Genomic DNA, 11975 nt, shown 5'->3' with positions numbered 1-11975 from the left:
GCGGCCGATTCCGGAGATCGGGAAATGGCGACTCTCGGGCGCGCGGGCGCCCGGTTCGGCGCGACGGCGCTCAGTCGACCTTCGCCGCGAGCGCGCGCTCGATCGTGTCGCGAAGCAGTTGCGGCAGCGGCACCGACTTGCCGAGCGCATAGTCGACCCACACGCAGCGCGCATTGCCGCGCGCATAGACATGATGCGGGTCGTCCGCACGGGTGAGTTCGAATCCGGTATCGAAACTGCTGCGGCCAGGCTTCGCGGCCGACATTCTCGCGATCACGTCGCCCGGATAGTGCAGCTGCTTCAGGAATTCCATCGACGCCGTGACGATCACGGGCCCCTGCCCCTCGCCGTTGCCGCCCGCGATGCCGAGTTCCTCGAACCACGAAATCCGCGCCTGTTCCATGTAGCGGAAATAGACGGTGTTGTTCACATGGCCGAACGCGTCCATGTCGCCCCAGCGGATCGGCATCGACATTTCAAATACGGGGGAATATTCGCTCATTGCAGTCTTCTTCGTTGCTGAGGGTCAGCCGCTCATGCGAGGCCGAAGCCGTCGTCGGCGGAGATAATCGAGCCATTGATGAACTGCGACTCGTCGGCCGCGAGCAGCAACAACAGCCCGTCGAGATCCTGCGGCTTGCCGACGCGCCGGCGCGGCAGCATCGACTGCAGCTTCTGGCCCTGTTCGGTTTCCCACAGGTAATGATTGATTTCGGTATCGATATAGCCCGGACAGATCGCGTTCACGTTGATCCCGTGGCGGCCCCATTCGAGCGCCATCGCACGCGTCATCTGCACGACCGCCGCCTTGCTCATCGCATACAGCCCGATCTGCGGAAACACGCGCAGGCCGGCGACCGACGCGATGTTGATGATCCGGTACGGCGGCTTGCCGTTGCCGTTCGCGCGCATCATCATCCGTTTCGCGACTTCCTGCGCGACGAAAAACGCACCGCGCGTGTTGGTGTCGAACACGAATTCGAAATCCGCCGGCGTCACGTCGACGAGCTTCTGCATCGTCGACACGCCCGAATTGTTCACGAGGATGTCGATGGTGCCGGCTTCCGTCTCCGCGTGCGCAATGGCCGCCTTGATGCTCTGCACGTCGGTGACGTCGAGCGACACGACGTGCGCGGCGCCGCCCGCCGCCTCGATCTCCGCACGCAGCTCCTTCAGACGCTCGACGCGGCGGCTCGCGAGCACGACTTTCGCGCCTGCCTGTGACAGCACTTGCGCGAAGCGCTGCCCGAGGCCGCTCGAGGCGCCCGTGACCAGCGCGACCTTGCCTTCCAGGTTGATCGATCGACCCATTGCACATCCCCTTTCGATGTCGTTTCGCCGCCGCGGGCACGCAGCCCGTGCAGCATAACCCTAGCACAAAAAATAGAACGATCGTGCTAATCTGTTCGCATGCTGTTGCGGCAAGCGTTTCGTTTCGCAGACAATACGCTCCCGAATAAAAGCATTCTAACGGTTAGAGGAACGCCAATGACCCCCGCAAGCCTCATCGAGCAGTACGGCCCGCGCGAATCGATGGAATACGACGTCGTGATCGTCGGCGGCGGCCCCGCCGGGCTGTCGGCGGCGATCCGGCTCAAGCAGCTGGCCGCCGAGAAAGGCGCCGAGATCGGCGTGTGCGTGCTCGAGAAGGGTTCCGAGATCGGCGCGCACATCCTGTCGGGCGCGGTGATGGACCCGCGCGCGATCACCGAGCTGTTCCCCGACTGGAAGGAACGAGGCGCGCCTTTGAACGTCGAGGTGACGGAAGACCGCTTCCTGTTCCTGTCCGAAAAGAGCGCGGTGCAGACGCCGAACTGGGCGCTGCCCGACAACTTCAAGAATCACGGCAACTACGTGATCTCGCTGGGCAACGTCACGCGCTGGCTCGGGGCGCAGGCCGAAGCGCTCGGCGTGGAGATCTTCCCGGGCTTTCCGGCCGCGGAGATTCTCTACAACGACGACGGCTCGGTGAAGGGCGTCGCCACGGGCAACATGGGCGTGGGCAAGGACGGCGAGCCGACCGAGAACTTCCAGCTCGGCATGGAGCTGCACGCGAAGTACACGCTGTTCGCCGAAGGCTGCCGCGGCCACCTCGGCCGCCAATTGATCTCGAAGTTCAAGCTCGACGCGAACGCCGATCCGCAGGCGTACGGGATCGGCATCAAGGAACTGTGGGAAATCGATCCCGCGAAGCACAAGCCGGGCCTCGTGATCCACACGGCCGGCTGGCCGCTGAAGTCGGACACGTACGGCGGCTCGTTCCTGTACCACATGGACAACAACCAGGTCGTGGTCGGTTTCGTGGTGGGCCTCGGCTACACGAACCCGTACCTGTCGCCGTTCGAGGAATTCCAGCGCTACAAGACGCATCCGTCGATCCGCGCGTTCCTGGAAGGCGGCAAGCGGGTGTCGTACGGCGCGCGCGCGATCACGGCCGGCGGCCTGCTGTCGTTGCCGAAGACGGTGTTCCCGGGCGGCGCGCTGATCGGCGACGACGCCGGTTTCCTGAACGCATCGCGGATCAAGGGCAGCCACGCGGCGATCAAGACCGGCATGCTCGCGGCCGATGCAGCGTTCGACGCGGTGCAGGCCGGCCGCCAGTCGGACGAGCTGAACGCGTATCCCGATGCATTCAAGCAATCGTGGCTGTACACGGAGCTGTACCGCGCGCGCAACTTCAAGCAATGGATGGCGAAGGGCCTGTATCTCGGCACGCTGATGGTCGGGCTCGAGCAGAAGGTGATGGGCGGCAACGTGCCGTGGACGCTGCACCACAAGCATGCAGACTACGAGATGCTGAAGCCGGCGTCGCAGTGCGAGCCGATCGCGTATCCGAAGCCGGACGGCAAGCTGACGTTCGACCGGCTGTCGTCGGTGTTCATCTCGAACACGAACCACGAGGAAAACCAGCCCGCGCATCTGACGCTGAAGGACGCGAGCGTGCCGGTGAACGTGAACCTGCGCACGTACGCGGGGCCGGAGGCGCGCTTCTGCCCGGCGGCGGTGTACGAGTTCGTGAAGAACGACGACGGCAGCGACCGATTGGTGATCAACGCGCAGAACTGCGTGCACTGCAAGACCTGCGACATCAAGGACCCGACGCAGAACATCGTATGGGTCACGCCGGAAGGCGGCGGCGGGCCGAATTATCCGAACATGTAACCTGCCGGAAGACGCCGCCTCGCGCGGCGTTTTTTTTGGGCGGATCGCCTTCGGGCACCCGAGCGTGCGCGCGGCCGATACACCGCGCGCACGGCCCGACCGGCTACCCCGCTACCGGGCTGCGATCCGCCGGCGGAAATGCTCCGTGCCAGCGACGATCTTGTCGAGCACCGCGTCGAGCGCCCAAAACCGCTCGCGCACGTCGTAGTCGATCGCGCGGCAGCGAATCGACGAGAACGTGCCGATCCGCTGGTGATAGATCTTCGCGAGCGCCGGGTAGCCCAGCGCTTCCGACACCGCCGATACGACGAGGAACGTCGACAACTCGTCGGCGAGCGCCGGATCCGAATCGCCGTGCATGCGCAGCCACCGGTACAGATCGGGATGAAAGTTGGTGAACACCCCGTTGAAGCCGGCGGAGCCGGCCTTCATCGCATCCCACGCGATCGCGGCGTTCGCGTTCAGGATCTTCAGCGGCGAGCCCGCGGCGAGCGCCACGCGCCGCTTTACGGTTTCGAGGTCGCAGCTGACGTCCTTGAGCATCACGAAGCGGCCGGTGTCGATGCACGCACGCAGCTCGTCATCGGACAGCAACCGCCGGTAAGGCGCCGGACATTCGTACAGGCCGAGCGGCAGATCGGACGGCAACCGGGCGAGCAGCGCGTGAAGATGGTCGAGAAACGCGGCGCTGCCCTTGCGCTGCGGATCGAGACGGTTCGTCACGAGCACGACGCCCTGCGCACCCGATTCGGCTGCAGCGCGCAGCTCGGCGACCTGCGCATCGAGATCGTCGCTGATGTGCCCGGATGCGACCACCGGCACGCGCCCGGCCACGCGCTCGACGACGAAGCGCGCAAGTTCAGCCCGTTCGGCGAGACTCAGGAATTGCATCTCGCTCGATTGCGCGACAGCGAACAGCGCGTCCGAGCCGTGCGCCAGATACCATTCGATGAGCCGCTCGAGGCCCGCATAATCGATCGCGCCGGCGTCGTCGAACGGCGTCAGCATCACCGGTACGATCCCTTCGATGGTCGCGGTCGACTGCTGATGGTGTTGCATCTTTTTTCTCCTTCCTTCAGTAAATGCGCGGTGTAGCGGCGGCGCTCAGGCCGGCAGCGGTCCGGGCGCGGCGCTCGCGGCCTGCTCGGGAATCGGCTTGCGCACCAGCAGCAGGTAAGCCATCGCACCGGCGAATGCGATTGCCGCCGCCGTCAGCAACGCCGGCACGAACGACCACTTCTGCGCGATGACGCCCGTCAGGATTGGCGCGAGCGCACCGCCGATGAAGCCGCCGAAATTCTGGATCGCGCCGAGCGACGCAACGCGGCTCGGCGGTGCGGCCGCCGTCGCGAGCGCCCACGAACACGCGGATGCCGCATTCGCCAGGAAAATCACCACCGAAATGCAGGCAAGCGCCACGGTGTTGCTCTGCACGAGCGCGGCCGGAATCGTGAACGCGACCATCCCGAGCATCGCGACGACCACCGCATTGCGCCGGCTCACGACCGGCGAGCGGCTGCGTCGCGTGACGAGATCGGACAGCCAGCCGGCGACGAGCGAACCGACGAACCCGCACAGGAACGGCAACGACGCCGCAAACCCGGTGCGAATCAGGCTCATGTGACGCTCCATCGTCAGGTAGCCCGGCAGCCACGTCAGGTAGACCCAGTTCAGATAGACGGACCCGAAGAACCCGATCAGCATGCCCCAGGTCGTGCCATGCGAGAACAGGCTGCGCCAGTCGGCGAAGGTCAGCTTCGGCGTGGCTGCGCTCGTCTGCGCATCGGCATCGAGATACGCGCGTTCGGCCGCACTCAGTTGCGCGCGCGCCGGATCGCGGTACAGCGCGAACCAGACGGCGGCGACGACGAGGCCCAGCGCGCCCGTTACCATGAACGCCCAACGCCAGTCGAGCGACGCGACGAGCACCGACAGCAGCAAAGGCGCAAGCGCGGTGCCTAGCGGCGATGCCGCGTTGAAGATGCCGGTCGGCGTGCCGCGCGCCCGCAGCGGAAACCAGTTGCTCACCACGCGCGCCGCCGACGGAAACTGCGGCGCCTCGCCAATGCCGAGCACGATCCGCGCGACGATGAACCAGCCGAACGTCGACACCATGCCGCCCGCCGCCTGCGCGACCGACCACACGATCAGCCCGATGCCGAGCAGCCGGCGCGGCCCGATGCGATCAACGAGCCCGCCGACCGGAAACTGGCATAGCGCATAGCTCCACGAGAAGGCGGACAGCAGCACGCCCATCTGCGACAGCGACAGCCCGAGATCCGCCCGGATTGCCGAACTCGCGACGGCCAGCGTGCCGCGGTCGAGATAGTTGACGACTCCGCTCACCATCAACAGCGCGAGCGCGATACGTTGCCCGCGCCGGATACGGGGCGGCGCGACGGGAACAGCGAGGGTTTCGTTCATTGCGGTTGTCTCCATGTCCTTGATGGTTGCCGGGTCGCTCGGCCGTTCCGTCGTCGCGGAATTTATGCGGCTGTGCGATCCACTTCGTCGCGGGTCGGAATCGACGTCTGCGCGCCGTGGCGCGTGACGCTGATCGCGGCAGCGCGCTGCCCGAATGCGATTGCATCGTCCATCGACGCACCGCCCGCCCGGGCGGCCGCGAATCCGCCGACGAACGTGTCACCCGCCGCCGTCGTATCGACGGCGGTCACTGCAACGGCCGGGTGGCGGCCGCTCCCTGCACAGCCGCGCCAGCAGACGCCGCGCGCGCCGAGCGTCACCAGCACGTTCGCGACGCCCTTCGCCCGCAATGCATCGGCGGCGCGCACCGCCGATGCGTCGTCGCCGACGACGATGCCGGTCAGCGACTCCGCCTCCGTTTCGTTGACGACGAGGTAATCGATCCGGGCCAGCAACGCGTCGAACAGCGGCCGCGCGGGGGCCGGATTGAGCAGCACCGGCGTGCGATGCGCGATCGCGCAGCCGATCGCACGCGCGACGGTTTCGATCGGCACCTCGAGTTGGCACACCAGCAGTGCAGCGCCGGCAATCGCGTCGCGGGCCGCGTCGATCGATTCCGTATCGAGGCGCGCGTTCGCGCCGGGCACGACGACGATGCTGTTCGCGCCGCGCTCGTCGACCGTGATCGTCGCGACGCCGGTTGCGTCGCCGTCGATCCGGCGCACGTGCGTGACGTCGATGCGTTCCGCCGCGAGCGCGTCGTACAGGCGCGCACCAAACGCGTCGTTGCCGACGCAGCCGATCATCGCGACCGATGCGCCGAGACGTGCGGCCGCTACGGCCTGGTTCGCGCCTTTGCCGCCATGAACCGTCCGGAACGTCGTGCCGAGCAACGTTTCGCCCGGCACCGGGAGGCGCGGTGCGTGCGTGACGAGGTCGACGTTGATGCTGCCGGCCACCGCGATCTTCGGGGGTTTCGTATGATCCTTCATCGAATGTAACCGCTTACATTAGCGATAAACAAAATCGCCGAACAAGACGGCGTCGACAAAAACGGGATGGTGATGCGGCTGGAACGTGCGTCTGACATAATATGGACTGGCATCAGGATAGCGCTTACATTCTCACAGGCAGGACCGTGAATGCAAGCGGGACCACGACGAATCGAGGGTAAACGATGGCGTTGTTGAGAACGCGCGCGGTCCGCGCGACGGTTGCGGCCCGGAGTCACCGATGAGCACGCCCCCATCCAGCGGCGGCGCCGCGCGTGCGCGGCGCGGCAGCGGCCGATCGGTGCTCGGGGACGTCGCGAAACTCGCCGGCGTGTCGACCGCGACCGTTTCGCGTGTGTACAACGATCCCGGCAAGGTGTCGGCCGACGTCCAGCAGCGCGTGCGCGACGCGGCACGCGCGTTGAACTGGATTCCGAATGCAGCCGGTCGCGCGCTCGCGTCCACGCGCACCCACATTACGGGCGCGATCATTCCGACACTCGACGACCAGGTGTTCGCGTCGCAGGTCGCGGGCATGCAGGCGGTCATGGCCGAACATGGCATCACCCTCTTCCTCGGCTGCTCGAACTACGATCCCGCGCAGGCGCTCGCGCAGGTGCGCGCGATGCTGTCGCGCGGCGTCGAAGCCGTGTCGCTGGTCGGCGAAGCCCATCCGCCCGAAGTATTCGAGCTGCTCGATCTGCATCGGGTGCCTTATGTCGTCACTTACGCATACCGCGACGACAGCCCGCATTGCTGCATCGGTTTCGACAACCACGCGGCGTTCGCGCGGCTGACTACGCATCTGCTCGACCTCGGCCATCGCGATTTCGCGATCATCATGCAGCCGTCCGCGAACAACGACCGCGTACAGGCCCGCTTGCGCGGCATTCACGATACGCTGGCCGCGCACGGGCTCGCGGTGCGGCCGCTCCACCAGCACGAGGGCGCGGCCACGATCGCGTTCGGCCGCGCGAGCCTGCGGGCCATTGCCGACAGCGGGCCGACGCGTCCAACGGCCGTGATCTGCGGGAACGACGCTCTTGCGCTCGGCGCGCTGCTCGAGGCGCAGGCGATCGGCGTCGCGGTGCCATCCGAGTTGTCGATCACCGGCTTCGACGATGTCGCGCTTGCACGTGAAATCCGGCCGGCGCTGACGACGATGTGGGTCGACACCGATGCGATCGGCCGCAAGGCCGCCCGCGCGCTGCTCGACGCACTCGAGCACGGCGCAACCGGATCCGGCTGCGCGGTGCTGCCGGAACTGCGCGTGCGCGAATCGGCCGCACCGCCGCCCGTCGCGGCCATATGAGAACGGGGCGCTCCAGGCGCCCCGCTTCGGATCGTATCGGTTGAGCCGGCGGTTGCCGGCCCGCGCGTATCAGGTCGCGCTGCCGGCGATCTTCGGCGTCGACGTTTCGACGTCGCCGCACTGTGCGCGATGGCGCAGCGCATGGTCGATCAGCACCAGCGCGAGCATCGACTCGGCGATCGGCGTCGCGCGAATGCCGACGCACGGATCGTGGCGGCCGAAGGTTTCGACCGTCGCCTCGTCGCCCGTCTTCGTGATCGAACGGCGCGGCGTGCGGATGCTCGACGTCGGCTTGATTGCGATCGACACGGTGATGTCCTGCCCGGTCGAAATCCCGCCGAGCACGCCGCCCGCATGGTTGCCGACGAAGCCGGCCGGCGTCAGCTCGTCGCCGTGCACCGAGCCGCGCTGCGCGACGCTGTCGAAACCTGCGCCGATCTCGACGCCCTTCACCGCGTTGATGCTCATCATCGCCTTCGCGATGTCCGCGTCGAGCCGGTCGAACACCGGTTCGCCCCAGCCGACCGGCACCCCCGACGCGACGACGTCAATGCGTGCGCCGATCGAGTCGCCGTCCTTGCGCAGCGCGTCCATATACGCCTCGAGTTCCGGCACGATCGCCGCGTTCGGCGCGAAGAACGGGTTGTCGCGAACGTGCGACCAGTCGACGAACGGCACGTCGATTTCACCCAGGCCGCTCATGTAGCCCCGCACCTCGACGCCGAAGCGCTCGCGCAGCCACTTCTTCGCGACCGCGCCCGCACCGACGATCGGCGCGGTCAGGCGCGCGGACGAACGGCCGCCGCCACGGTAGTCGCGAATCCCGTACTTCTGCCAGTAGGTGTAGTCGGCATGACCCGGACGAAACGTCTCGACGATGTTGCCGTAGTCCTTGCTGCGCTGGTCGGTGTTGCGGATCAAGAGCGCGATCGGCGTGCCGGTCGTCACGCCTTCGAACACGCCCGACAGAATCTCGACCTCGTCGGCCTCCTGCCGCTGCGTCACATGCCGCGACGTGCCGGGCTTGCGGCGATCGAGTTCGGCCTGGATATCGGCTTCGGTCAACCCCATTCCCGGCGGGCAGCCGTCGATCACGCAGCCGATCGCGGGACCGTGCGATTCGCCGAAGGTCGTGACAGTGAAAAGCGTGCCGAGGGTATTGCCGGACATGATGGAACCGCCCAAAGAGAAATGGACAAACCGATGCGCCGCCGCAGCCGCGGGCAGCGCCGATCGTTTGCCGGTCGAAAGAGGTAAACCGCTATTATGCCAGCCGCGCCGCGCGCGCGGGCCGCGTGAACCGTTCGGACCACACGCGTTAGCCGCGGGGCCGGTGCGCGGCCGCATCGTGCTCGTGCGCGCCGCCGGCGCGTCTGGCGGTTCGCGGCCGGCTGTGCCAAAGCCGCCGCGATGACCGGCAAGCCGCCCTAACCGCCACGGCTACTTGCGCGCGCCGCGCAGTTCGGTCACTGCGGCCTGCAGCGCCTCGGGCGTCGCGAGCGACGCGGGAATCGGCTCGCCGACCGCGAGCGTCAACCGGCTCATCACACCGCGCTTGATCGGCCGCGGCATCCGCGCATCCGCATGGCGGGAGAAATAGCTGCCCCACAGCCCGCGCAGCGCCATCGGGATCACGGGCGCCGCCGTGCGGCTCAGAACCTCCGTGACACCGTGGTGGAACGTGTTGATGTCGCCGGTCTTCGTCAGCTTGCCCTCGGGGAAGATGCACACGAGCTCGCCGTCCTTCAGCGCGGCCTCGCATGCGTCGTACGCGCGCGCGAGCATGTCGGGATCTTCGTGGCGCGGTGCGATCGGAATCGCCTTCGCGTGCCGGAACACCCAGCTCGCGAAGCGCGTCTTGAAAATCCGGTGATCCATCACGAACCGGATCGGCCGCGGGCTTGCAGCGGCCAGCACCAGCGCGTCGACGTAGCTCACGTGGTTGCACACGAGCACGGCAGCGCCGTCTTCGGGAATCCGTTCCGCGTGTACGAGCCGGATCCGGTAGAACGTATGCACCAGCACCCACGCGACGAAGCGCAGCAGGAATTCGGGGACGAGCAGGTAGATGTACGCGGCGACGACGACGTTCAGCAGCGCGGTGACGAGGAACAGTCCCGGGATGCCGACCCCGGCCTTGGTAAGCGCCATCGCCATCAGCGCGGACAGAATCATGAACAGCGCATTCAGGATGTTGTTCGCGGCGATGATGCGCGCGCGGTGGGTCGGCGCGCTGCGGCTCTGGATCAGCGCGTACAGCGGCACGCTGTAGAAGCCGCCGAACATTGCGAGCAGGAACAGATCGGCGAGGATGCGCCAGTGGCGCGCGCCGGCGAGGAACTCGCCGACCGACAGCAGATGGCCCGGCGACGGCAGCGCGCGGCTCGCGAAATACAGCTCGATCGCGAACACGCTGATGCCGATCGAGCCCAACGGCACGAGGCCGATCTCGACACGGCGCTGCGACAGACGCTCGCATAGCAGCGAGCCGAGGCCGATACCGACCGAGAACGTCGCGAGCAGGACCGTGACGACGTCGGGGCTCGCGGACAGCACGTCCTTGGCGAAATTGAAGAACGACGTGAGGAACGTCGCGCCGACGAACCACAGCCACGAAATGCCGAGCAGGCTCAGGAACACGGTGCGGTTCTGCCGCGCGAGCCCGAGGTTGCGCCAGGTTTCGCTGAACGGATTCCAGTTGATCGCGAGATCGGGCTGCGGCGCCGGCGTCGGCGGCACGCGCTGCGCGACGAGCCGCCCCGCGAGCGCGATCACGACGACACTGACCGCCAGCACGCGCTCGCCGCTGCCTTCGATGCCGGCGGCCGCGCCGCCGATGATCGTGCCGATCAGGATCGCGATGAACGTGCCCATCTCGACGAGGCCGTTGCCGCCGACGAGTTCATGATCGCCGAGATGCTGCGGCAGGTACGAATACTTGACGGGGCCGAACAGCGTCGAGTGCATACCCATCATGAACGTGCACAGATACAGCAGCGTCGCACTGTGCGTGACGAAACCGGCCGCGCCGACCAGCATCAGCACGATCTCGAAGCTCTTCACGAAGCGCGTGAGCGTCGCCTTGTCGTACTTGTCGGCGATCTGACCGGACGTGGCCGAGAACAGCACGAACGGCAGAATGAAGATCGCGGAGATCAGGAATGCGGCCGTCTTCGCGTCGACGCCGGAAAAGCGCGCGGTGTGGTACGTGACGAGCGACGTGAAGCCGATCTTGAACACGTTGTCGTTCAGTGCGCCCAGAAACTGCGTCGTGAAGAACGGCGCGAAACGGCGCTGGCGCAGCAGGTCGAACTGCGAAGCGTGGGCGCGCCGTTCGCCGCGCGATGCGGAAGAAACTTGCGTGTGATCGCTCATGCGGAATACGCGCGCGTCGTCTGGGCGAAGCTGCGCGGGCGGTGTGTGGTGGTTGAAAAAACGGCGGCGCAGGCTGAACCTGCGCCGCCGTGCGCCGAATGGCCGAACCCGCGCACAACGGCAACGGGCGCGACGCGTATCACGGCTTCTGCGCTTCGGCTTCCGATTCCGGCCAGTCGCGGATGTAGGCCTTCAGCATCCGGTTCTCGAAGCTCTGCGCCTCGACGACCGTTTTCGCTACGTCGTAGAACGAGATGACGCCCATCAGCACCTTCTTGTCGAGCACCGGCATGTAGCGCGCATGGCGCTCGAGCATCATCCGGCGTACTTCGTTGACATCGGTTTCCGGCGTACAGGTGAGCGGCTCGTCCATCACCTTGCGCACCTGCACGTCGCCGATCGCCCCGCCGTTTTCGCGCAGGCGCAGAATGATCTCGCGGAACGTCAGCATCCCGACGAGATCGCCGTACTCCATCACGACGAGCGAGCCGATGTCGTGTTCGGCCATCGTGTCGACCGCTTCGCGCAGCGGCTTATCGGGCGTCACCGTAAACAGCGTGTTGCCCTTCACTTTCAGAATATCGCTGACGCGCATCGTAGTCCCCTCATGCTTGAATGCAAATCCGCTTTCGATCCTATCGGAAAGCCTGTCAAAAGGAAAGCGCGTGCCCGCGCAGTGCAGCCGCCCCGCTTGCGGATGCCGGCGGCCC

General features: G+C 66.6%; 10 protein-coding genes. 2 read left to right on the top strand and 8 right to left on the bottom strand.

The genetic code is table 11. The features are described from left to right. Window positions 1-70 precede the first annotated feature (70 nt). Together WK25_RS07160 and WK25_RS07155 are read right to left on the bottom strand one after the other, a co-directional pair. Window positions 71-502, bottom strand: coding sequence for an acyl-CoA thioesterase (locus WK25_RS07160; protein ID WP_040144024.1), 432 nt, complete (start codon window positions 500-502; stop codon window positions 71-73). A gap of 32 nt (window positions 503-534) precedes the next feature. Then, a complete protein-coding gene (locus tag WK25_RS07155) occupies window positions 535-1311 on the bottom strand; it encodes an SDR family oxidoreductase (RefSeq protein WP_040144023.1) in 777 nt (258 codons plus the stop codon). A 177-nt stretch (window positions 1312-1488) separates the two neighbouring features. On the opposite strand from WK25_RS07155, the gene WK25_RS07150 reads away from it, so the two are divergent. After that, window positions 1489-3162 carry an electron transfer flavoprotein-ubiquinone oxidoreductase gene (locus WK25_RS07150; RefSeq protein WP_069241315.1) on the top strand — a complete coding sequence of 558 codons (1674 nt, stop codon included), beginning with the start codon at window positions 1489-1491 and terminating at the stop codon, window positions 3160-3162. Between the two features lie 111 nt (window positions 3163-3273). Here the strand turns inward: WK25_RS07150 and WK25_RS07145 are convergent, their stop codons facing one another. The 3 genes from WK25_RS07145 to rbsK form a co-directional block, all read right to left on the bottom strand. Then, window positions 3274-4221, bottom strand: a complete 948-nt coding sequence (locus WK25_RS07145) for a dihydrodipicolinate synthase family protein (RefSeq protein WP_069241314.1) — start codon at window positions 4219-4221, stop codon at window positions 3274-3276. 45 nt (window positions 4222-4266) lie between these two features. Beyond that, window positions 4267-5586 (bottom strand): MFS transporter, encoded by a 1320-nt coding sequence (locus WK25_RS07140; protein ID WP_069241313.1) that lies wholly within the window; start codon window positions 5584-5586, stop codon window positions 4267-4269. Between the two features lie 62 nt (window positions 5587-5648). After that, on the bottom strand, window positions 5649-6578 hold the full coding sequence (rbsK, locus tag WK25_RS07135; protein WP_069241312.1) for a ribokinase: 930 nt from the start codon (window positions 6576-6578) through the stop codon (window positions 5649-5651). A 241-nt stretch (window positions 6579-6819) separates the two neighbouring features. Between rbsK and WK25_RS07130 the strand changes: the two genes are divergently transcribed. Next, on the top strand, window positions 6820-7890 hold the full coding sequence (locus WK25_RS07130; RefSeq protein WP_059547557.1) for a LacI family DNA-binding transcriptional regulator: 1071 nt from the start codon (window positions 6820-6822) through the stop codon (window positions 7888-7890). A gap of 69 nt (window positions 7891-7959) precedes the next feature. On the opposite strand, the gene aroC is transcribed toward WK25_RS07130, so the two are convergent. From aroC to WK25_RS07115, 3 genes are all read right to left on the bottom strand, one after another. After that, window positions 7960-9060, bottom strand: coding sequence for a chorismate synthase (gene aroC, locus WK25_RS07125; RefSeq protein WP_069241311.1), 1101 nt, complete (start codon window positions 9058-9060; stop codon window positions 7960-7962). A 270-nt stretch (window positions 9061-9330) separates the two neighbouring features. Next, the gene (locus WK25_RS07120) at window positions 9331-11265 is read right to left on the bottom strand and encodes an MFS transporter (protein ID WP_069241310.1); all 1935 of its coding nucleotides are present in this window, start codon (window positions 11263-11265) and stop codon (window positions 9331-9333) included. A gap of 139 nt (window positions 11266-11404) precedes the next feature. Further along, window positions 11405-11860 (bottom strand): CBS domain-containing protein, encoded by a 456-nt coding sequence (locus tag WK25_RS07115; protein ID WP_040144015.1) that lies wholly within the window; start codon window positions 11858-11860, stop codon window positions 11405-11407. Window positions 11861-11975: the final 115 nt, after the last annotated feature.

Source organism: Burkholderia latens (assembly GCF_001718795.1).
GTDB classification, from domain to species: Bacteria; Pseudomonadota; Gammaproteobacteria; order Burkholderiales; family Burkholderiaceae; genus Burkholderia; species Burkholderia latens_A.
The sequence above is the reverse complement of the archived record's forward strand: the minus strand, read 5'-3'. Positions and strand labels throughout refer to the sequence as shown.

What these genes read in the sequence shown, in the direction of transcription:
- WK25_RS07160 (WP_040144024.1), bottom strand. Translation starts at nt 502, where the DNA reads ATGAGCGAATATTCCCCCGTATTTGAAATGTCGATGCCGATCCGCTGG.
- WK25_RS07155 (WP_040144023.1), bottom strand. Translation starts at nt 1,311, where the DNA reads ATGGGTCGATCGATCAACCTGGAAGGCAAGGTCGCGCTGGTCACGGGC.
- WK25_RS07150 (WP_069241315.1), top strand. Translation starts at nt 1,489, where the DNA reads ATGACCCCCGCAAGCCTCATCGAGCAGTACGGCCCGCGCGAATCGATG.
- WK25_RS07145 (WP_069241314.1), bottom strand. Translation starts at nt 4,221, where the DNA reads ATGCAACACCATCAGCAGTCGACCGCGACCATCGAAGGGATCGTACCG.
- WK25_RS07140 (WP_069241313.1), bottom strand. Translation starts at nt 5,586, where the DNA reads ATGAACGAAACCCTCGCTGTTCCCGTCGCGCCGCCCCGTATCCGGCGC.
- rbsK (WP_069241312.1), bottom strand. Translation starts at nt 6,578, where the DNA reads ATGAAGGATCATACGAAACCCCCGAAGATCGCGGTGGCCGGCAGCATC.
- WK25_RS07130 (WP_059547557.1), top strand. Translation starts at nt 6,820, where the DNA reads ATGAGCACGCCCCCATCCAGCGGCGGCGCCGCGCGTGCGCGGCGCGGC.
- aroC (WP_069241311.1), bottom strand. Translation starts at nt 9,060, where the DNA reads ATGTCCGGCAATACCCTCGGCACGCTTTTCACTGTCACGACCTTCGGC.
- WK25_RS07120 (WP_069241310.1), bottom strand. Translation starts at nt 11,265, where the DNA reads ATGAGCGATCACACGCAAGTTTCTTCCGCATCGCGCGGCGAACGGCGC.
- WK25_RS07115 (WP_040144015.1), bottom strand. Translation starts at nt 11,860, where the DNA reads ATGCGCGTCAGCGATATTCTGAAAGTGAAGGGCAACACGCTGTTTACG.